This is a genomic window from Flavobacterium sp. CF136, assembly GCF_000282055.1.
Taxonomy (GTDB): domain Bacteria; phylum Bacteroidota; class Bacteroidia; order Flavobacteriales; family Flavobacteriaceae; genus Flavobacterium.
This window is the reverse complement of record NZ_AKJZ01000051.1, coordinates 82,911-104,150: the sequence shown is the minus strand read 5'-3', so window position 1 is coordinate 104,150 and position 21,240 is coordinate 82,911. Positions and strand designations below refer to the sequence as shown.

General features: G+C 35.7%; 16 protein-coding genes. 9 read left to right on the top strand and 7 right to left on the bottom strand.

What is annotated here, in order from left to right; translation table 11 throughout:
• Nucleotides 1–76: 76 nt before the first annotated feature.
• From PMI10_RS15470 to PMI10_RS15450, 5 genes are read right to left on the bottom strand one after another with little or no spacing between them, the layout of a single operon-like run.
• Nucleotides 77–1,147 carry a Gfo/Idh/MocA family oxidoreductase gene (locus PMI10_RS15470; protein WP_007809656.1) on the bottom strand — a complete coding sequence of 357 codons (1,071 nt, stop codon included), beginning with the start codon at nucleotides 1,145–1,147 and terminating at the stop codon, nucleotides 77–79.
• A 2-nt stretch (nucleotides 1,148–1,149) separates the two neighbouring features.
• On the bottom strand, nucleotides 1,150–2,373 hold the full coding sequence (locus PMI10_RS15465; protein ID WP_007809655.1) for an ABC transporter substrate-binding protein: 1,224 nt from the start codon (nucleotides 2,371–2,373) through the stop codon (nucleotides 1,150–1,152).
• Between the two features lie 2 nt (nucleotides 2,374–2,375).
• Nucleotides 2,376–3,512 carry a CaiB/BaiF CoA transferase family protein gene (locus PMI10_RS15460; protein ID WP_007809652.1) on the bottom strand — a complete coding sequence of 379 codons (1,137 nt, stop codon included), beginning with the start codon at nucleotides 3,510–3,512 and terminating at the stop codon, nucleotides 2,376–2,378.
• Nucleotides 3,509–4,654, bottom strand: coding sequence for a CaiB/BaiF CoA transferase family protein (locus tag PMI10_RS15455; RefSeq protein ID WP_007809650.1), 1,146 nt, complete (start codon nucleotides 4,652–4,654; stop codon nucleotides 3,509–3,511). The genes PMI10_RS15460 and PMI10_RS15455 overlap by 4 nt, the downstream gene beginning before the upstream one ends.
• The gene (locus PMI10_RS15450; RefSeq protein ID WP_007809649.1) at nucleotides 4,651–5,799 is read right to left on the bottom strand and encodes an ABC transporter substrate-binding protein; all 1,149 of its coding nucleotides are present in this window, start codon (nucleotides 5,797–5,799) and stop codon (nucleotides 4,651–4,653) included. The genes PMI10_RS15455 and PMI10_RS15450 overlap by 4 nt, the downstream gene beginning before the upstream one ends.
• Nucleotides 5,800–6,281: 482 nt before the next feature.
• On the opposite strand from PMI10_RS15450, the gene PMI10_RS15445 reads away from it, so the two are divergent.
• The 5 genes from PMI10_RS15445 to PMI10_RS15425 all read left to right on the top strand — a co-directional run bounded on the left by PMI10_RS15445 (nucleotide 6,282) and on the right by PMI10_RS15425 (nucleotide 10,915).
• Nucleotides 6,282–7,046 (top strand): SDR family NAD(P)-dependent oxidoreductase, encoded by a 765-nt coding sequence (locus PMI10_RS15445; RefSeq protein ID WP_007809647.1) that lies wholly within the window; start codon nucleotides 6,282–6,284, stop codon nucleotides 7,044–7,046.
• A gap of 97 nt (nucleotides 7,047–7,143) precedes the next feature.
• On the top strand, nucleotides 7,144–7,998 hold the full coding sequence (locus tag PMI10_RS15440) for a fumarylacetoacetate hydrolase family protein (RefSeq protein WP_007809645.1): 855 nt from the start codon (nucleotides 7,144–7,146) through the stop codon (nucleotides 7,996–7,998).
• 245 nt (nucleotides 7,999–8,243) lie between these two features.
• Nucleotides 8,244–9,257 carry a zinc-binding alcohol dehydrogenase family protein gene (locus PMI10_RS15435; RefSeq protein ID WP_007809644.1) on the top strand — a complete coding sequence of 338 codons (1,014 nt, stop codon included), beginning with the start codon at nucleotides 8,244–8,246 and terminating at the stop codon, nucleotides 9,255–9,257.
• 19 nt (nucleotides 9,258–9,276) lie between these two features.
• Complete coding sequence (locus PMI10_RS15430; protein WP_007809642.1) at nucleotides 9,277–10,074, top strand: SDR family oxidoreductase; 798 nt, start codon at nucleotides 9,277–9,279, stop codon at nucleotides 10,072–10,074.
• Between the two features lie 4 nt (nucleotides 10,075–10,078).
• Nucleotides 10,079–10,915: an amidohydrolase family protein gene (locus PMI10_RS15425; RefSeq protein ID WP_007809640.1), complete on the top strand. Its 837-nt coding sequence runs from the start codon at nucleotides 10,079–10,081 to the stop codon at nucleotides 10,913–10,915.
• A gap of 155 nt (nucleotides 10,916–11,070) precedes the next feature.
• Here the strand turns inward: PMI10_RS15425 and pelA are convergent, their stop codons facing one another.
• On the bottom strand, nucleotides 11,071–12,276 hold the full coding sequence (gene pelA, locus PMI10_RS15420) for a pectate lyase (protein ID WP_007809638.1): 1,206 nt from the start codon (nucleotides 12,274–12,276) through the stop codon (nucleotides 11,071–11,073).
• Nucleotides 12,277–12,357: 81 nt separating this feature from the next.
• The gene (locus PMI10_RS15415; protein WP_007809636.1) at nucleotides 12,358–14,046 is read right to left on the bottom strand and encodes a glycoside hydrolase family 28 protein; all 1,689 of its coding nucleotides are present in this window, start codon (nucleotides 14,044–14,046) and stop codon (nucleotides 12,358–12,360) included.
• 426 nt (nucleotides 14,047–14,472) lie between these two features.
• Between PMI10_RS15415 and PMI10_RS15410 the strand changes: the two genes are divergently transcribed.
• The 4 genes from PMI10_RS15410 (at nucleotide 14,473) to PMI10_RS15395 (ending at nucleotide 21,182) form a co-directional block, all read left to right on the top strand.
• A complete protein-coding gene (locus tag PMI10_RS15410; protein ID WP_007809634.1) occupies nucleotides 14,473–16,974 on the top strand; it encodes an L-rhamnose mutarotase in 2,502 nt (833 codons plus the stop codon).
• Nucleotides 16,975–17,011: 37 nt separating this feature from the next.
• Entirely contained in the window at nucleotides 17,012–19,276 is a 2,265-nt protein-coding gene (locus PMI10_RS15405) for a glycoside hydrolase family 31 protein (RefSeq protein ID WP_007809633.1), read from the top strand.
• A 37-nt stretch (nucleotides 19,277–19,313) separates the two neighbouring features.
• The gene (locus tag PMI10_RS15400) at nucleotides 19,314–20,069 is read left to right on the top strand and encodes a phytanoyl-CoA dioxygenase family protein (protein ID WP_007809632.1); all 756 of its coding nucleotides are present in this window, start codon (nucleotides 19,314–19,316) and stop codon (nucleotides 20,067–20,069) included.
• 243 nt (nucleotides 20,070–20,312) lie between these two features.
• Nucleotides 20,313–21,182: a hypothetical protein gene (locus tag PMI10_RS15395; protein WP_007809631.1), complete on the top strand. Its 870-nt coding sequence runs from the start codon at nucleotides 20,313–20,315 to the stop codon at nucleotides 21,180–21,182.
• Nucleotides 21,183–21,240 lie beyond the last annotated feature (58 nt).

Sequence of the window (21,240 nt, the reverse complement as noted above, 5' to 3'; positions counted from 1 at the left end):
ATAAGTGATATAAGTTTAAAAAGTTTGCTTACACGAAAGGTTAAATGAACTTATATGACTTATATGTTTTATTTTTTTATAATTCGTCTAATGAAATTCCACCATTTTTGTTGCTAATGTAGCAGGCTTCCACCACTTTCATAGTGTCTAAAACATCTTGCACGCTCGTGTGTAAAACAGTATCTGAACCTTCTTTAAAACGCATCAAATTAGACATTGTGCCTATAAAAGCTTCAGGAAACCAGGAGCCTTCCAATTCAATTTTTTTCCATTCGCAGGCTTCATCTGTTGGAGCTGGCACATTATACTCAAATTCATCAGGCAAACCATCAGGATAATTCATCAATAAGCCCATTTTGGCTTTAATTGCTCCTTTAGTTCCTTCCCATTTGATGTAACTTTCTTCGTGTTTCGGACCAAAATGATGATCATGATTGGTATTGATAACCACACGCATCGAATCCCCATAGTTCAAAATAATTGAAGAACGGCAAGATGATAATTTCTTCAAAGGGTGATTGGTAGTTTTAGCATAAACACCTTTTGGATTTCCTAAAAAAGAACGAATACAATCAATATAATGCACACTGTGAAATAGGATTTCCAACCTTGGATGTTCTTTAATAAGAGGAAACAATTCCCAAGGTGTATTCACTGTCACTTTAACTTCTAAATCGTACAAATCACCAATAATTCCCTGATTGATTATGTATCGCGCTGCACTTACAAAAGAAGCAAAACGCAATTGAAAATTAATAGCAGCTACTAATTTTTTTCTTTCGCAAACTGCTACAATTTCTTTCGCTTGTGCTAAATCATTACCCATCGGTTTCTGAATAAGTACAGCGGCACCGTCAGGCAATTGTTCTAAGATTTCGATGTATTGATCAGGCAGGACAGTAATATCATAAACAGCATTTGACGGAGCATTTTTTACGGCATCAGCTACATTTTCAAAAACATTCGGAATACCGAATTGTTTCGCCATATCGTGTGCCTTGGAAATTGTTCTGTTTGTAATACCAAAAACAGTAAAACCCGCCATTTTATAAGCCGGTAAATGCGCATCTTTTACAATGCCACTCGCGCCAATAATAATAATCGGCTGTGTTGTTTCGGGCAATAATGGTTTATATGGAATATTCATAACTATATAATTTTTTGAATAGCATTCTGAGTTTCTTCTAATAATTTTTCGGATGAAATGTCACTTTCTATAGCTTTTAAAATCATTTGGTCAATCAACTCAGCTACTTTAGGCCACACGGGAGTTTGAGGTAAAGTCAAAGCATTTTCATGAAGCATTTCCAGCTTGTGATAAAAGGGAATGGTTTTGTTGATTTCGGGATCGTTCCAGGTTGATTTGCGACAGCCAATTCCGCCTTCATTGGTTAACAATTTATCACTTTCGGGCGTGGTGGCAAATCGTAGAAAATCGTAAGCCAGTTTTTGGTACTTGCTTCCTGTGCCAATGGTGTACAGCCAATATACATTCAGAGAAGCCGTTTTATGATTTTCGTCGTGTGGCAATTTCGTAATATCTACTTTACCTTTTACTTTTGATTCTTCGATTACTTCGCACATTGAGGCGAATCCAAACCAATTGATGGCCATTGCAGCCTGACCTTCGGCGAAAGCCATTCCTGCTTCAACGGAACCAAAATCTTTCGACTTTGGATGAACAGCATTTTTATTATTGACGATTGTTCTGTAAAAATCCAAAGCTTCAATCGCTGCAGTATGATTGATGTTGATTTGGTTTTGAGTATTTAATAAAGAACCGCCTCTGGTCCATAATTGCAGGCAAAAATCAAAAACCATATTGTGTCCGTCAGGATAATTGGCAAAAACACAGCCGTAAAGATTGTCTTCCGGGCGATTAAAAAATTCAGCTATTTGAGTGAATTGTTTCCAGGTTTTTGGAGGGTTCAATTCGTAGCCAAACTGCTTTTTGAAGTTTTCTTTTTCGGTTAAATCGTCAAATAAATCTTTTCTAAAGATCAAACATTCGGGACCATCGTGAAAAGGAAGTCCGTAAGTTCCGTTGTTGATTTGCTGTAAATGCAATAAAGATTGATGCCAGCCTTCGGGATAATTTTGAGGCATATTTTCAGCAATCAATGGGTTTAAATCCAGAACCGCTTTTTCATTTGCAGCATCAAAAATCCAATCGGTATTGATGTGTGCGATGTCCCAAGTCCCATTTTTTAAACCTTCTTTTGTGATAGTTTCCTCATAAAGATCGTGCAATTCAAAAGGAATCATTTCAGCTTCAATTGTGATATTGTTTTTTAGGCAAAACAAATCCCATAGCTTTTGAAGTGTAGTTTCAAAAGGATCGAATTTTCTAATAGCGATTCTTAATTTATCCATTATTACCCAATAAATTCTTTAATAATTCGCGCATTGTCCTGACCTAATTTTGGAGAACCTTTAGTTGATGTAAAATATTCTCCGTCTATTTTAATCGGACATCGTGTTGTTTTATACGAATAGCCATCCTGCATTTCGACTTGTTGTGTAAAATCTAAAATTTTAAAACCTTCTTCAGCAAAAAGTTGTTTATAATTCAATACTTTGGCACACCAAATATCAGCAGGTTCTAAAATATCCAGCCAAAATTGAGTGTCCTGAGTTTTTAAATGAGAAGCCAGAATGTTCTTGATTTCATCTCTCAATTCAAATTTATTTTCAGGAAACTGCAGCAATTCATCACACTGTAACAGCGAAGCCAAAACCGGAATTGACCCCATCGCCAATGCTAAATAGCCGTCATTGGTTTTGTAAATTCCATACGGAGCACCCAAATAAGCATGTGCATTGTTGGATTTTGTTCGAACAGGCAATTCACCACCATCGTTAAAATAAGTGGTAATGGTTTCAAACTGAAAATCAAAAGCCGATTCCAACATGCTTACCTGAACTTTTGCACCCATATTGTGAGTTGCTTTTCTGTACAAAGCAGCGAGAATTCCTTGTGCCAAATGTGCTCCCGCCAACATATCCACAATCGATAATCCCATTGGTACCGGACCATCTTCCTGATTGCCACTCAACCAGGTCAAGGCAGTCAATGATTGCAATAATAAATCCTGCCCCGGTAAATCTTTTAATTCGGATTTGGTGCCATAGCCGGAAATTTCGGCATAGACTATATTGGGATTTATTTTTTTTACGTTATCATAACTCAAACCCACTCGCTCCATTACTCCGGGTCTGAAATTATGCATCACCACATCGGCTTTAGCCAATAATTTTTTTAATTTTTCGAGTTCTGAAGACTGTTTGAAATCAATAGCAAATGATTCTTTGTTTCTGTTGATGGTATGAAAAACAGAAGATTCACCGTTCATTATCAAATCAGAAGTATATAGGGTTCGGCAGATATCTCCTGTTCCCGGTTTCTCAATTTTTATCACACGAGCACCTAAATCCGCCAATCGCAAACTCGCCGATGGACCCGAAAGAAACTGGCTAAAATCTATTATTAAATAATCTTCTAGTGGTTTCATGTGTTTAAAAATTGTTCGTGTATTTGTAAATTGTCTTCACCCACTTTAGGAGCAGCTTTTGGACTTACTAAAATTTCTCCGTCTAATTGAATAGGGCTTCTTGTAGTAATTAATGTTTCTCCATCTGAATTTTTTACGGTTTGTTTTAGCTGTAATTCCTTCACGAAAGATTGATTGTCTAATTCTTCATAATTCAGAACTTTGCCACACCAAATCCCTTCTTTTTGAAGTAAATTCAACCAATAATCAGCTGTTTGAGTGAGCAGTTTTTCGCTTAAAATATTTCTTATTTCATCTCTTTGAGAAAACCAAAGATGTTTGTCAGCATATTTATTTAAATCAATTCCTAAAACATTTCCAATAAAAAGCAAATCTCCCATAGCCAGGGAAATATAACTATCCTGAGTTTGATAAACACCATATGGGGCACTCAAAAAAGCGTGTGCACTTCCTTTTACATTTCCACGTTCCGGTTGTTGTCCTCCATCATTCAAGTAAGAAGTAATTGCTTCGAATTGAACATCCAAAACAGATTCCAATAAACTTACTTCTACCAAAACGCCTTTCCCAGTTTTGGCTCTTTTTAATAATGCTGCTAAAATTCCCTGAACAAAATGATTGCCACACATTAAATCGGCAACAGCCAAACCAAATGGAACCGGCTCCTGACTTTTTCGACCGCTTAACCAGCTTAATCCGGAAAGTGATTGTAGTAACAAATCCTGTCCGGGTTTATTGGCCCACGGACCTTTGTCTCCGTAACCCGTAATGGTTCCGTAAATTATTTTGGAATTAATAGCTAATGCATCCGCAAAAGTGAGCCCGATTTTATCCATCACCCCCGGTCTGAAATTATGTGTCATAATATCAGCTTTGGCAATCAGTTTTTTTACTAAAATTAAATCTTCCGGGTTTTTTAAATCCGCTGCAAACGATTCTTTATTTCTGTTAATGGTATGAAAAAGCAAACTGCTGTCATCAACAAAAAGATCTTTGATGTTTAATTGACGACAGGCTTCTCCTTTTACAGGACGTTCAATTTTGATGACTCTTGCTCCTAAATCGGCTAATTTTAATCCCGCAGATGGTCCTGCCAAAAACTGGCAAAATTCTAAAACGACTAATCCTTCTAATGGTTTCATGCCGTTTTTAAGTTTAAGGACTTCGCGTAAAGTGAGTTCATTGCTGATAAAACAGATTCTTCGTTGCCGCCATTCATCAAATAATCACGAACTACATCTCCGGCATGATCCTGGAAATACATATGTCCGGAGTATCTTGGGCGAAGGAAAGCACGCTCTAAGGCAGGCAAGGTATTTTTGAAATAATCATGAGTTATTCCGTTAATTCGGTCACTTTTCCAGGCTTGCAAATGTCCGGGCTGTCCACCATTATCGGCAAATATATTTTGCTGTACTTGTGATGATCCTGCAAATTCTGCATATTTAATGGCTTCGGGAATGTGTTGGCTAAAAGAAGATACCGCTAATCCTGTTCCGCCTAATGAACTAATCATTGGTTGACTATTCAATTTTACCAAATCATAAAAATGAAGTAAATTTTTGCTGTAACCAATTCGGGAATAATTAGAATATCCGTAAGCAAAAGGGCAGTAGGCAATTTCATCTGAATTGACCATCGCTTCGTAAACCTGGATTGGATTTCTGTTGAAATTGGCAGGATCGATTAATTGTGCCAATTCTCTGAATAACTGCAAAGCTTTTTTTCCTGTTTCCAGAGAAATCACTTTCTCTTCAGATTGAAACGGAACTTCACCCAAACTACAGCAATACATATAAAAACTCATCAATACATCCACCGGAATTCCTGCAAACGCAACCAGTCCTTTTTTTGCTAAAGCCAATAGATCATCATAAGTCTGAGGAACTTTTAAACCTTGTTTTTCTAAAATATCCAATCGGGCAGCAGCAACCGGAGTTGCAGCATCTATTGGTAATGCCCATAATTTATCGCTAAAAACATAACTTCCGTAAGAACGTCCTACGGTATTAATTTCCTGATCATTTATATATTCTGATGAAAGATAATCTGATAAAGGAAGAATGGCATTGGTGTGTGCGCCGAAACCTGTCCATGGGTGATCAATTACCAGTAAATCAAACCTTTTGGCCAGATCTTCTATCGAAGCATCAGCAAATTCCTGTAAACTTCTTTTCTCCCAGCTAATTTCTATTCCCGGATTTAATTCGGTAAAACGCTGAGCAGTAGCAACCATTGGCAATAAACCTCTTGTGTGATTCCATGTTATGCCTTTTAGTTTTGTCATTTTTTTATAATTATAGATTATATTTTTTAAATAATAAATGTAAAAAGTACAATTACAAATGTAAAAATAAGATTGGAATGAACAATCCTGCCTATGGTTAATAAATGCGTTTTTTAAGATAATTAATATTTTATTTGAATGTTTTTTACAAACTGGTTAAAAAATGTGATAATTTATTAAAGTATGGTTATTTTTGGATGTTCTTTTTTTAATATTAATATTTAAAATTACTTTTGTAATTGTGGGTTTTACATTTATTAAGATTTTGAAGAAAAAATAAAGAATAATTTAAACAGATGTTGACGGGTAAATTTTATATTACCAATGCGTGTGCTGTTGCCGGACTTAGAGGAAATCCTTACAGAGATGATTCATATGAATAACGAAAGAAAAAAGATAACACCTAAAGCAACCAGTCCTTTTATTTTTGCAGCTCTAGAATTAAATCGATAATATTAAGAATAATAAAAGAACTAATAAATATGTTTTCATTACAAAATAAAAAAGCCGTAATAACCGGTGGAGGAAGTGGAATAGGAAGAGCAATTGCGACTTTGTTCGCTAAACAAGGGGCTGAAGTACACATTGTTGATTTAACAATCGAAAGCGCTAAGGATGCTGTTGATGAAATAAAAAATGCGGGTGGAAAAGTATTTTCTTATGCCTGTAATGTCTCCAGTCAGAAAGAAGTAACGGAAACATTTGAAAAAATTGGTAACATCCATATTCTTATCAATAATGCAGGGATTGCAAATGTTGGTAAAGTAGACACTACATCAGAGACTGATTTTGACCGTGTGATGGATGTGAATGTAAAAGGAGTTTACAACTGTTTATTTGCAGCAATACCAAAATTCAGATTGTCAAACGGAGGTGTGATTTTGAACATGGCTTCGATTGCCGCCTGGGTTGGTATTCCGGACAGGTTTGCTTACTCAACAGCTAAAGGTGCCGTTATGGCCATGACTTTATCTGTTGCCAAAGATTATATCAAAGAGAATATCCGTTGTAATTCAATTTCACCTGCAAGGGTTCATACACCTTTTGTTGATGGTTTTATTTCGAAAAACTATGCAGGAAAAGAAGAAGAAATGTTCGAAAAATTATCTCAGTCACAACCAATAGGCCGAATGGGAAAACCGGATGAAATTGCAACTCTGGCATTGTACTTATGCAGTGACGAAGCCGGATTTATTACCGGTAGTGATTATCCTATTGACGGAGGTTTTATCAAATTAAATAATTAAATAAAGATACTAAGGTTCTAAGTTACTAAGCCGTTAAGATTTTTTAGACTTAGAACTTCAGAACCTTAGCAACTTAGTAACTTAAAAAAATAAAGAAATGAAATTAATACGTTTTGGAGCGGTTGGAAAAGAAAAACCGGGAGTTTTAATTGGAGAAAAAAGATATGATGTTTCTTCAATTGTAACTGATTTTAATGAAGCTTTTTTTGAAGATAATGGTTTGGAAAAGTTAAAAAAAGCATTAGAAAGCAATCCTGTTTTGCCTGAAGTTAGTGCAGATGTACGCTTAGGTTCACCGGTCGCAAGACCTTCAAAAATAATCTGTATCGGATTGAATTATGTAGATCATTGTCATGAGACTGGTGCTCCAATTCCGGCAGAACCTATTATCTTTTTCAAATCAACGACTTCTTTATGTGGCCCGAATGATGATTTGATTATACCGAAAAACAGTGAAAAAACAGACTGGGAAATCGAGTTGGCATTTGTGGTTGGTAAAAAAGCAAGTTACGTAGAAGAAGCAGAAGCTTTAGATTATGTGGCCGGATATGCTTTATTAAATGATTACAGTGAAAGAGCTTTTCAAATCGAAATGGGCGGGCAATGGGCAAAAGGTAAAGGTTGTGATACCTTCGCGCCGCTTGGACCATTTTTGGCTACTCAGGATGAAATTGCAGATGTGAATAATTTACCAATGTGGTTAACGGTTAACGGAAAGAAATTCCAAAATAGTAACACTTCAAATTTAGTTTTCAAAATTCCATTTTTGGTGCATTACCTAAGCCAGTTCATGACTTTGCTTCCTGGGGATATTATCAGTACAGGAACGCCTCCGGGAGTTGGTTTGGGAATTAAACCGGATCCAATTTACATTAAACCGGGTGATATTATTGAATTAGGCATGGACGGATTAGGTTCCAGCAAACAAGTAGCAAAAGCCTACAGTAAATAATTAAAATTAACCTTTTGTGGGTGTAATTCATAAAAGTTTGCTTTAACACATAGAAACATAGATTTTATTTAAAAAAAAATACGAAAAGAAATACATTTCTTTCACATAGTCTGCTATGTGTATTTTAAATAGTGAAACGCCTATTTTTAGTTTTCAAAATCTATGTTTCTATGTGTTAAAAATCAAACTCAAAGGATTAAAATTAGACTTTTCTGATAATAAAATATAAAAAAGAGACTCATAAAATGAAATATATTGTTTGTGAAAAGCCGCAGGAGTTTCTATTGAAAGAGAAACCAATGCCGGAACCAAAAGAAGGAGAAGTACTTTTGAAAATTAAGAGAATAGGCGTCTGCGGAACCGATATTCATGCATTTGGAGGAACTCAGCCTTATTTTGAATATCCAAGAATTTTGGGGCATGAACTGGCAGCCGAATATATTAAAGGAAATGCAAAAGGTTTTGAACCGGGAGATAAAGTAACTTTTATTCCTTACTTCAGTTGCGGAAAATGTGTAGCCTGTCGAAATGGATTGACCAATTGCTGTGCGAATATCAAAGTTTTTGGAGTACATATTGATGGCGGAATGGCAGAGTATGTAACTGTTCCTGAACAATATTTGCTGCACGGACAAGGTTTGGATTATGATGAACTGGCTTTGGTAGAACCGCTTGCTATTGCTGCTCACGGTGTACGCAGAGCAGGAGTAAAAGCTACCGATACAGTTTTGGTAATGGGTGCCGGTCCTATTGGATTAGGATTGATCCAGTTTGCAAAAATTGCCGGTGCCAAAGTTATTGTTATGGATATCAATGAGTATCGTCTTAATTTTTGCAAAGAAGCACTTCAGGCAGATGAAACGATAAACCCTTTGCATGATGATGTAGCAATACGATTGGCAGAGTTGACCAATGGAGACATGGCCAATGTGGTGATTGATGCTACCGGAAATCAAAAAGTGATGAACAGTGCATTCAATTATATTTCTCATGGCGGGAGATTTGTTTTAGTAGGACTTCAAAAAGGAGAATTAAGTTTCAGCCACCCTGACTTTCATAAAAGAGAATCCACTTTAATGAGTAGCCGAAATGCGATTATTGAAGATTTTGAATATGTAATGCAATGTTTGAAAGCGGGTAAAATCGATCCAAAAAAATACATTACACACAGAGCTGACTTTTCGGATATGATTACTGAATTTGAAAAATGGATTGATCCGAAAAACAATACCATCAAAGCAATTATAGAATTAAATTAATTCTGAAAAAATAACAATTATGGATTTAAATTTAAAAGGAAAAATAGTAGCTGTATCTGGTTCAGCGGGTAAAGAGGGAAGTATTGGTGAAACGATCATCAACCGCTTGGCAGATGAAGGAGCTATTCCGGTTCTGATTGATAGAAATAGCAGAGGTTTTGGTTATGCTGAAGCATTGCAAAAAAAAGGAATCGATTCTTTATTTGTAGAAACCGATGTAACCGATCCTGTTCAGATGGAAAATGCAGTTGCGAAAATTGTAGAAAAATATGGTAGGATAGATGCTGTTATCAATAATGTGGGGGTCAATGATGGTGCCGGATTAGATTCCAGTTATGAAGAATTTATGGATTCTTTGAAACTGAATGTAGTAAGCTATTTTTTATTGGTCAAATATGCACTTCCGTATCTAAAAGAAGCAAAAGGAAATATTCTGAATATTGGTTCCAAAGTGGCTTTAACAGGGCAAGGAGGAACTTCAGGCTATGCTGCTGCAAAAGGAGGAGTACTTGGACTTACCAGAGAATGGGCAGTAGATTTGATTCAGTACGGAATTCGTTCTAATGCGATTATTATTGCAGAAAGTTATACTCCGGCCTACGAAGACTGGATTAAAACGGTACCGGATGGCGAAGCAGTTTTGAAAAAAATCAATAAAAGTATTCCGTTTGAGTCCAGAATGACAAAAACAGTAGAAATAGCAGATACGGCACTTTTTATTATTTCTGATCGTTCTTCTCACACAACAGGACAATTTGTTTTTGTTGATGGAGGTTATGTTCACTTAGATCGTGCTTTAATCAGTGATGTAAATTAGTTTTATGAATAACCGAATTGACTCACATCAGCATTTTTGGAAATTTGATCCGATTAGGGATAGTTGGATTGATGATTCAATGCGACAAATTCAAAGAGATTTTTTACCCGAAGATTTATTGCCATTGCTTTCTGAAAATAAATTTGCAGGCAGTGTGGCAGTTCAGGCAAGTCAATCTGAAGAAGAAACTAATTTTTTATTAGATCTGGCTTTAAAGAATGATTTCATAAAAGGAGTCGTAGGCTGGGTAGATTTAAGGGCTGAAAATATTGCTGAACGACTGAATCACTTTTCTAAATATGAAAAATTAAAAGGTTTCAGGCATGTTGTGCAGGGAGAACCTGATGATTTTATGTTCAGAAAAGATTTTCGAAACGGAATTGCAGCTTTAAAAGAGTTTAATTTTACATATGATATCCTGATTTTTCATCGTCAGTTGTCTGCTGCAATTGATTTGGTAAAGTCTTTCCCGGAACAGGTTTTTGTTATCGATCATATTGCTAAACCGGATATAAAATTGAGAGATATCGAATCCTGGAAAAAAGGAATGGAAGAGATTGCAAAATTCAAAAATGTAAGTTGTAAAATTAGCGGAATGGTTACTGAAGCAGATTGGAATTCATGGAAATCATCAGATTTGAAACCTTATCTGGATGTCATTTTTGAGAATTTTTCTGCTGATAAATTAATGTTCGGATCTGACTGGCCGGTTTGTAATGTGGCTTCGGATTATACAGAAGTTGTGAAAACCTTAGAAGATTATATTACTTTGTTTTCAATTGAAGATCAGAATAAAATTTGGTATGAAAATGCAAAATCATTTTATAAACTGAATGATTAAGAAATAACACCAATTAGACATATAATAATGGTCTATTTGTTCTTTTGTCGAAGGGCTCGAACTGACAATTGGAATATTACATAAATCTAAATATATAAGTATTTTCAATATATAAAAAAAGCGTGAAAGTTTAGATTCACGCTTTTTTTGTTTTTTTATTGTTTTAAAATATCAGTTTCAGGAGTCCATTTTTTTTGCCATTCGGGATATTTTTTCAAGGCTTTTTCAGGATTATACGTATACCATGCATATCCGCTTCTGCGTTCCCGGCTAACTTCGGCCAAGGAATATAAGTAGACACTGTCCCTGTCACAAAACAAAGGTCTTCCTGTTCCCAATTCATAATAGCGTGTCCAGATTGGAGGAGCGGTAGAGTCAATAACAACTCTGCGGTCATCGGTAACTTTTTTGTATTTTGAGTCAAATTCCGGAGCCTGAAAAGTTTCTACTCTGGTGTTGTAGATTTTAGAATCCGAAAACCATTTAATGGCACCTTGTACAGATCTGATAATCTGTTCACTTGGATTTTCTATTTTCATCAAAAATAAAACGATATCAACACTCTCGGCATTACTGACACTTGGCGGTTCGAACTTTCGGGCCCATGTAGGTAATAAAGTTATTTCATCATGCTGCTGGCACCAGGCAGTAAGTTTTCCATGATCTGAAATTTGTGTTTTTAAGATGCAGTCAATTCCTTTTTCATAAGAAATACTCACTTTGTTTTTTGTTTCAGAATCTACAAAACTAAGATTAGGATCATTCTGCACTATTTTCCCTAACAAATTCATAATCCCCATATAAGCTCCGTCATTGAAAGTTATATGGCGGCTATACCCTTTTTCTAAAGGAAAGTATTGTGGCCAGCCTCCATTAGGATATTGTGCTTCCAGAATAAAATCAATTCCTTTAAGACAAGCGTCCTTGTATTTTTCGATTTTAGTCTGTGTGTAAACCTGTGCTAAATAATAAATATGGGTATAAGTAGTCGAATTGTCGAAAGTAGTGTGAAGAACAGATTTTGTCTTAACCACATCATTTATTTGCTCCGGGGTTAAAATAGCTCTCATGTCATAATTTTTTGGCCATCCACCATTATCACGCTGAAAATACAAAATGTTATCGGCTATTTTAGTGTATTCAGATTCATCGTATTTGGGTTGATTAGGAACCGCATTTACGATATTAGTTTTGTCATTAATAAAATACCAATGATTAACACCATCACTAAATGGTTTTGTACTGATTGCCACCTTGCTTTCTTTGTCTGATTGGGCAGTAGAATAAAAAAATGAAAAGAAGGTTAGTATAATAACGAAAGATAAGCTTTTCTTTTTGGTCAGTCTTTGGAATATTTTCATTGTAATTTTTTTGTTGAGCTTCTGTTATGTGATTTATTTTGCTAAAACTTAGACATAACAGGAGCTAAATGGTTTAATCAATTATAATTTTACTGCCGATTTAGGAACAGTTTCCCCAATGGTAGTTTTTTTGGAAAAATCTAAATTTGCAGAAGAAACTAATTCAACATTTTCAGTAGCTTCTCCATTAATGGTAACAGCTTTAGACGATGCCGAATTAAATTCAATATTTTTTAACGATATGTTTTTACCATTATAAATGTCAATTACATTTGGTGTTGCTATATCCAGTTTAGCATTAGTGATTTTGATTCCGTTAGCATCAATAATCGAAAAACCTTTTTCTGCTTTGGCAATTAAATTAGTGATTTCGATATTTTCTAAGTTCATTTCAGGTAAACCCTGAAGGAAAACAGCTTGTTGAGCCCCGGCAATCGTTACATTTTTTATTGAGATATTTTTAAACTGAGGTGTTTTTTCATCAACAGGAACTTTTTTCGAGCTAACTGTATTTCCACCTTCGGCCAAAGTTTCTGCAATAGATTTTCCACCATAATAAAGATCAAAAGAAATAGCCTGTGATGGAATATCTGTCATGTAAATATCCGAGATAAAGATATTTTCGACAACACCTCCGCGTCCACGGTTACTTTTGAAACGCAATCCGACATCAGTTCCCATAAAAGAACAATTAGAGACGTGCAAATTCTTTACACCGCCCGACATTTCGCTTCCTACAGTTACACCGCCATGCCCATGATAAACGATATTGTTTTTTACAATAATGTTTTCACAAGGAATACCGCGATCACGACCGTCTTTGTCTTTTCCGGATTTAATACAGATAGCATCGTCACCTACATCAAAACTGGAATTTTCAACGATAACATTTTTACAGGATTCCACATCAAGACCATCACCATTTTGAGAAAACCAAGGGTTACGAACCGTTACATTACGAACAATTAAATCTTCTATCATTAAAGGATGAATATTCCAGGCAGGAGAATTTTGAAATACAGGTCCGTCAAACATCACTCTTTTGCTGTTTTGAATACTGACCAATACTGGACGAAGAAAATCATGAATAGCTTCAAATTCTTCTTTGGTTTTTAAATCCAAACGTACATTCTGATCCGCACCTACTGAGGCTTTCATAAATGTTTCTGATGGATACCAGCTTTCTTTCTTTTCATTAAGAACTCCGCCTGAAGCAACAAATTTTTTCCATTGGCTTTCCGTTAGTTTGCTTTTTTTAACCTGTCTCCATACTTCACCGGAACCATCCCAGACACCTTTTCCGGTGAAGGCAATGTTTTCTAAGTTTTTACCATAAATAGGAGAAATACAACGCCAGGTATTTAAACCCTCAAAACTGGTTTCGACAAGTGGGTATAAACTTTTATCAGTAGAAAATTTGATTAATGCTCCTGTTTCCGCATGTAGTTCAAGATTACTTTTTAAAATGATTGGACCAGTAAGCCAAATCCCCGGAGGAATAACCACTTTTCCGCCCCCTTTTTTTGAAACTGCATCAATTGCATCTGCAAAAGCTTTGGTATTTAAAACATATCCTCCATTGACAGCACCAAAATCTTTTATGTTTACAGTATTTTTTGGAATTAATGGCTCTTTGACCTTGTCCATTTTAAATTCAATGTTTTGGTAAGTTTCATTGGATTTAGATTTTTGAGCGGCCATATTTTCTGAACAGCACGTTATTAAAACTGCCAAAAGAATACGAAAAAGGTTAGTTGTGATAGTTTTCATTCTATTGAATTTTATTAAAATTGAATTTTTCAAATACCAAAATAATGAGAGAATGTTTATATTGGTTGTTGTTTTTTATTGATTTGGAAATAAGTCCCTTTTTAAACGAAAATACAATAATGTAATCGATTGCACAAATTTATTAAAAATATTTCCCAAAATATTTAAAGGTCGAAACTCAATCTGTCATTTTATAATCATTTTTACTTATAAATTCTTTTAAAACTCTATTAAAGGGCAGTAGTTCAAAACCTAAGGTGATAATAGGAATACAGGAGGGTACAGGACACTTTTATTTTGCAGTTACATTAATTTGTGCCATAATATTTAATAGAAATGTTAAAATTATTCAGGATGTAAAATTTTTAGTACTTTATGCTGAATCCCTGATAATTTTTAATGATCGAAAAAGTTAAAAATAAAATAATGCGTTTATATACTTTTAAAAAATTACTTGTAGTTTTTCTGATGATGTTCACTCTCTTTTCAGGCAGTGCTGCCGAAATATGGGTTTCACCCCAGGGCAGTGATGCTAATCCAGGGACTAAAGAAAGTCCTTTGGCGACTGTACAAATGGCGGTTAGAAAAGCCAGAGAATTACGCCGTTTGAAAGATGTCTCCATAAAAGACGGAATCCGTATTATCATAATGAACGGAACCTATTATTTAAACGAACCTTTGTTTGTAAGACCTGAAGATTCCGGAACGGCAGACAGTCCAACAACTATTGAAGCGGCTGCCAACGCTAAACCAATATTAAGCGGTGGAATCGAAATTAAAAATTGGAAAAAATCTGTAATTGCCATAAACGGAAAAAAAGGAATCGTTTGGGAAGCCGATGCTCCTCAACAAGCTGGTGAAATTATCAATTACCGACAATTGTGGGTTAACGGAAAAAAAGCTGTTAGAGCCAAAAGCACAGCTGGAAATCAGATGGACAGAATTTTGTCTTGGGATGCTGCTACGGAAACCTGTTGGATTCCTTTAAAGGATAAATCGGTTAAGTTCGAGCCTGGTATGGAAATGTTCATTGTACAATGGTGGGCTATTGCCAATCTGAGAATCAAAAATATCGAAATTCAAAAAGACAGTGCCAGACTTTCGTTTGAACAACCAGAAAGCCGTATTCAAAGCGAACATCCGTGGCCAGCTCCATGGATTTCTAAAAATAACGGAAATTCTGCATTCTATTTAAACAACGGAATGTCAATGTTAAATGAGGCAGGAGAATGGTATTTGGATAGAAAAAATGCCAAAATCTATTACATTCCAAGAAAGGGTGAGGATATGAATTCAGCCAAAGTCATAGCACCTGTTTTAGAAAATTTGGTAGAGATAAAAGGAACAATAGATTCACCGGTTAGTTATTTTAAATTTAAGGGAATTTCGTTTCAGTACAGCAACTGGCTTCGTCCTTCGCAGCAAGGACACGTTCCATTACAGGCGGGAATGTATTTATTGGATGCCTATAAATTAAAAACTCCCGGAACTCCTAATCAGGCGAGTTTGGAAAATCAAGGTTGGGTTGGCAGACCGAGAGCAGCCGTTGAGGTAAATTATGCCAACAATACCCAATTCGAAGGTTGCAGTTTTGAGCATTTATCTTCTACAGGATTGGATTTTCATAGAGGAACGAATCATAATACTGTCAAAGGAAATTTATTTAAAGATATTGGTGGCAACGGAATCAATCTAGGTGTTTTCTCTGAAGAATCTTTCGAGGCACATTTGCCTTATACGGTAAAAGACGAAAGAATAGTTTGTTCGGACGAATTGATTGCGGATAATTTAATTACCAATGTTGCCAACGAAGATTGGGGATGTTTGGGAATTGCTGCTGGTTTTATAAAGAATCTTACTATCGAACACAATGAAATTTCGGATGTGGCCTACAGCGGAATTTCAATGGGATGGGGTTGGACACACACCGAAAACGTGATGCGAAACAACAAAATAATTGGCAACAAAATTCATCATTATGCAAAGCATTTACATGATGTGGCTGGTATTTACACACTTTCATCGCAACCTGACAGCAGGATAGAAGAGAACTATATTGATAAAGTTTACAATAGTCCGTATGCGCACGATCCGTTTTTGTGGTTGTATTTGTACACCGATGAAGGCACGCAGGGCTTTACCATAAAAAACAACTGGATTCCGATTCAAAAAACATTGAAAAACCACAACGGTCCAGCCGGAAATGTTTGGCAGGACAATTATGCTTTTGTAAATCCTAAAATCAAGGAAAAAGCAGGTATTCGAGCTCCATATGGTGATTTAACAAAAGAAGTTGTTGTTGATGAAGCTTGGGGACTGCAAGAAATGCCAAAAGCTGTTGCCATTGAATTAATCGGGAAGGATTTGGATGTGGAAAAAATCAGATCGACGATAAAAGGCTTTCGAATCGTAGGCGAAGAATTGTACCAATGGGAAAACCATTTGGTAATTTACGGTTTGATGAATCAGCCGGAAAGAACGAAAAGAAAATTGGCTTTGGCTTTTCCAGCATTGGAAATTAAAATCTACGAAAACCCAGTTTATGATTTTCAAAATTTCGAAAGATGCAAAGATGTTAAAGTTGCATCCGAATGGGAAAATATTGTTCTGACTGCGAATTTGGTGCAAGATGAAAAACTGCAAAAAGAATACGTTGATTACCACACTACCCAATTCGAAAAGTGGCCGGAAATTGCAAAAGGTTTCTGTAATGCCGATTTTCAGCAATTGCAGGTTTTCAAAAACGGAAGACAATTAATGCTGATTATCAGTATTCCGAAAGGAGAAAATTTGGATAAACTGAATCCAAAAACAACCGAAAATAATCCCCGTGTCGATGATTGGAATAATCTGATGAAAAAATATCAAACTGGAATCGAAGGGACAAAACCGGGCGAAACTTGGATATTTATGAATAAATTGAATTAACCAATAACTTTTTTGAAACCATATATTTAACCGCTCTATGAAGCAAACCAATCATCAATTTTTTGACTTTTTAGATTTTAATACCGATTTATCTTTAGAAGAAGGAGTTTCTAGAGTATGGAAAGCCTGCAAACCTACCGCCATTGCCCAAAATGGACTGGGGGTAGTCTTGACTGTACCATTTCAATGCCAGCTTTTATCAAATGAATTTGCTCCCGATAAATCTATTTTACGAAAAGATTTTCAATTGTATTTACGTGCTTTTGGAGATAAAATACTAAGAGTAAGCATTGGTTTTGAAAAAGAAATTATGGAAGTTTCGCCAATGTTAGAAATTGCTGCCGAGCTTCAAGAAATAAAATTAAGTTTTGAAATAAAAGAAGAACAATGGGAAGTTAAAGATGAAAAGGGAATTATTCGTGCTATTTTCGATTTATCCAATCCCGAAATTGACCATTGGAGTGATTTGTTAACCGCACCAGAAGAATCAATGCAGGCTATTTTTCTTCCTGACGGAAAAAAGGAAATTAAGGTAAGTGCATACGATCAGTTTTTTCCAAATAGGATGGATGCGATGTGTCTTTCATTTATCGAAAGATATAATGAACCAGCCAAAGTTTCTATCTCTTTTCACGCTAAACCTGATGAGAAATTTGTGGGAACAGGGGAACGTTTTTGTAAAATGGATTTGGCGGGACATACTTTTCAGCTAAAAAACCAAGACGGACAAGGGGTAAATAATAAGAGAACCTATAAAAATATTCCGTTTTATCTTTCGAGTGAAATGTATGGAATGTTCTTGCATACCTCGGCATATTGCAAGTTTTCAATGGCCGATTTTTCAACCCGTTCGGTTCAATTATTAGTTGAAGAACCGATTTTGGATATCTTTTTAATTGGAGAAGAAAATCCAGAAAAAATAATGTTTCGTTACAAACAGCTTACTGGTTTTCCAACTGTTCCTCCGCTTTGGAGTTATGGAGTCTGGATGAGTCGCATGACTTATTTTTCAGAAGACGAGGTAAACGAAATTTGTGATAGAATGCGTGCCGAAGATTTTCCCTGCGATGTCATTCATTTGGATACAGGCTGGTTTAAAACGGATTGGCTTTGTGAATGGAAATTTAATCCAGAGCGATTCCCAGATCCAAAACGATTTGTTTCTCGTTTAAAAGATAATGGATATAGGGTAAGTCTTTGGCAAATGCCTTATATCGCTGCCGATGCAGAACAATTTGAGGAGGCTAAAGCTAATAAATACATGAGTATCCTTGATTCAAAAAAAGAACAGGGAGGTTCTAACTTCAGTAATTTGGATTATGCTGGAACTATCGATTTTACGTATCCAAAAGCGGTAGAATGGTATAAAAATTTATTGCGGGAACTTTTAGAAATGGGAGTGGTTTGTATTAAAACCGATTTTGGCGAAGAAATTCATTTGGACGCCAAATACCACAATATGGCTCCTGAATTATTGAATAATTTATATGCGCTGTTGTATCAAAAGGCCGCTTTTGAAGTAACCAAAGAAGTTGCTGGCGATGGTGTGGTTTGGGCAAGAGCCGGTTGGGCTGGATGTCAGCGTTACCCGATTCATTGGGGCGGGGATGCGGCTGCTTCTTGGGACGGAATGGCTGGTTCGTTGAAAGGTGGACTGCATTTGGGTTTGTCTGGATTTGGTTTTTGGAGTCACGATGTACCCGGTTTTCACGGAGTGCCTAATTTTATGAACTCTGTTGTACCAGATGATTTGTATGTTCGTTGGACACAGTTTGGAGTATTTACTTCGCACATTAGGTACCACGGAACTTCAAAACGAGAGCCTTATCATTACCCAAATATCTCAGATATCGTTAGAAAATGGTGGAAACTTCGCTATGCCTTATTGCCTTATATTTTAGAGCAAAGTGAATTAACAACCACTACAGGTTATCCTGTTTTGAGAGCGTTGCTGCTGCATCATCCAGCAGATAAAATGTGTTGGCATATTGACGATCAATATTATTTTGGTGATGATTTCTTGGTTGCACCTATTATGAATTCTGAAAACACCAGAGATGTTTATTTACCCGAAGGAATTTGGGTTAATTTCTTTACAGGAGAAATAATACAAGGAGGTTGCTGGTTAAATAATTTTGAAGCGGTTATGGAAGAAATGCCAGTTTGGGTTAAAAAAGGAGCTTTAATTCCAATGTATCCAGAAGCGGTAAATTGTACGGATGAAATGGATTTACAGAAAACAATATCGATTACAATAGATGCTAATTTCAAAGGAATTTGGAAGCATTTGAATTTTATATAAAAAAGTAAAAAAAATAATAATTTAAAAACTTAAAAAAATGAACGCAGTTTTGACCGACCAACAAATGAACCAATTTCAAGAAGAAGGATTTTGTATTGTAAAAAATGTAATTCCAAAAGAACTTATTGAAAGATTAAAAGACGAATGTCAGCGATTTATCAAAGAGAAAGATGATGAAATGGATCGCAAAGGAGTAGAGGTGGATGAAATCAACCACAAGGGAAAAAGATATTTTATCGCCTTGCGTTACAAAGACAGCAAGACGATGCAGGATCTTATTTTTGGTAAAGAAATGGAAGAAATTACCAGAAAAATATTGGGTGAAAACGTGTATTTATTTTTGGAACAATTTGTTGTAAAAGCGGCTGATAAAGGGATGACATTCTCTTGGCATCAAGATTCCGGTTATTTGGATTTCAAACACAAACCTTATTTGTCTATTTGGTGTCCATTAGATGCTGTTACTGAAGAAAATGGAACGGTTTATCTTTTGCCATACAAAGACGCTGGAACTCAAGATAGAATTGACCACGTATTACAAGAAGGAACGAATGATAAAATTGGTTATTTTGGAGATAATCCAGGAATTCCAGCAGTTTTAGAGGCAGGTGATGTAGCTGTGTTTTCAAGTACTTGTTTCCACAGAAGCGGTTCTAATAAAACGGATAAATCCAGAAGAGTTTTACTATTGCAATATTCTGCAGAGCCTATTTTGAAGAAAGATGGCGCGCCATTGTATTGGGCTGAACCGTTTGTTGAAGGTGGTGAAAATGTGAGTGCTTATACGGTTTAATTCTTTTGTTTTGAAAATAGTAAACATTAGAAACGGGAGTTCGATTATTATCGGTTTGCTTTTTTGGGATAATAGCAAAAAGGCAGAAAAGTTTGTCTCTTAGCCCCGATAGAAGTGAAAAACCTTATATGCCGGTGTTCGGCATATAAGTTTGTAACGGATAGCGGGACAACTGTTGATGATATACCAAATGTTTCTGCTCCTAAAAATTAATAATCGAACTCAGGTTAGAAATAATAAAATATGATTGTAAAAAACACAAATGACGGGAGTACAAATTTGCCGTCATTGCGAATTGATATAAATTACGGAACCTGTGAAGAGCTTCCGGATTTTTCTATTGGTCCAAAAGGAGATGATAGAGAAAAACACGAAGCTATTGCCAAAGCCGGTTTTGGAGGAATTCAAGATGGAAATCCTGAATTGTGTAAAGAATTCAATCTTCAAATGACAGCTCACGCTCGTGTGAATAAAGTGGGGGATTTAAAAGATTTATTGCCTGTTTGGAAAAGTTTGAATTACAATTGTGCTACGGTACATTTGGGCTGGGGAATGGAATCAGACGAAGAAATGGACGATTTGGTGAATTATATTCAGGAGAGTTCTCTTGAATATGATTTACCTATTTATATCGAAACGCATCGCGCAACAATAACCCAAGACATGTTTCGAACCGTCGAAATGGTGAAACGATTTCCTGAAATTCGATTCAATGGAGATTTTTCGCATTGGTACACGGGACAAGAAATGGTTTATGGAGGTATCGAAAATAAATGGGAGTTTATAGCCCCAGTTTTTGATAGAGTTCGATTTATTCACGGACGAATTGGAAATCCAGGAAGTATTCAGGTTGATATTAATGACGAAGAAAACTCAAGTTATGTCGAACATTTTAAAGAAATGTGGACTAAATGTTTTGTTGGTTTTTTAAAAACCGCTCAACCAGGGGATTATATTTGTTTTACCGTCGAATTATTAAAATCTGATATTTTTTATGCCAGAACCATTAAGACAGAAAACAAAGGACAACAAGAAGAAGGTGATCGTTGGCAGCAAGCTCTTTTGTATAAAGAAATAATAAAAGAATGTTGGGAAAAAGCACTCTTGATATAAAGTAAATTTAATATTTGTATTGAGAATGGTTCTTTACTTTTTAAGAAAGATTCTTAAA

Excerpts from the sequence above, each read along its gene's own strand:
- PMI10_RS15470 (WP_007809656.1), bottom strand. The coding sequence starts at position 1,147 with ATGAATATTCCATATAAACCATTATTGCCCGAAACAACACAGCCGATT.
- PMI10_RS15465 (WP_007809655.1), bottom strand. The coding sequence starts at position 2,373 with ATGGATAAATTAAGAATCGCTATTAGAAAATTCGATCCTTTTGAAACT.
- PMI10_RS15460 (WP_007809652.1), bottom strand. The coding sequence starts at position 3,512 with ATGAAACCACTAGAAGATTATTTAATAATAGATTTTAGCCAGTTTCTT.
- PMI10_RS15455 (WP_007809650.1), bottom strand. The coding sequence starts at position 4,654 with ATGAAACCATTAGAAGGATTAGTCGTTTTAGAATTTTGCCAGTTTTTG.
- PMI10_RS15450 (WP_007809649.1), bottom strand. The coding sequence starts at position 5,799 with ATGACAAAACTAAAAGGCATAACATGGAATCACACAAGAGGTTTATTG.
- PMI10_RS15445 (WP_007809647.1), top strand. The coding sequence starts at position 6,282 with ATGTTTTCATTACAAAATAAAAAAGCCGTAATAACCGGTGGAGGAAGT.
- PMI10_RS15440 (WP_007809645.1), top strand. The coding sequence starts at position 7,144 with ATGAAATTAATACGTTTTGGAGCGGTTGGAAAAGAAAAACCGGGAGTT.
- PMI10_RS15435 (WP_007809644.1), top strand. The coding sequence starts at position 8,244 with ATGAAATATATTGTTTGTGAAAAGCCGCAGGAGTTTCTATTGAAAGAG.
- PMI10_RS15430 (WP_007809642.1), top strand. The coding sequence starts at position 9,277 with ATGGATTTAAATTTAAAAGGAAAAATAGTAGCTGTATCTGGTTCAGCG.
- PMI10_RS15425 (WP_007809640.1), top strand. The coding sequence starts at position 10,079 with ATGAATAACCGAATTGACTCACATCAGCATTTTTGGAAATTTGATCCG.
- pelA (WP_007809638.1), bottom strand. The coding sequence starts at position 12,276 with ATGAAAATATTCCAAAGACTGACCAAAAAGAAAAGCTTATCTTTCGTT.
- PMI10_RS15415 (WP_007809636.1), bottom strand. The coding sequence starts at position 14,046 with ATGAAAACTATCACAACTAACCTTTTTCGTATTCTTTTGGCAGTTTTA.
- PMI10_RS15410 (WP_007809634.1), top strand. The coding sequence starts at position 14,473 with ATGCGTTTATATACTTTTAAAAAATTACTTGTAGTTTTTCTGATGATG.
- PMI10_RS15405 (WP_007809633.1), top strand. The coding sequence starts at position 17,012 with ATGAAGCAAACCAATCATCAATTTTTTGACTTTTTAGATTTTAATACC.
- PMI10_RS15400 (WP_007809632.1), top strand. The coding sequence starts at position 19,314 with ATGAACGCAGTTTTGACCGACCAACAAATGAACCAATTTCAAGAAGAA.
- PMI10_RS15395 (WP_007809631.1), top strand. The coding sequence starts at position 20,313 with ATGATTGTAAAAAACACAAATGACGGGAGTACAAATTTGCCGTCATTG.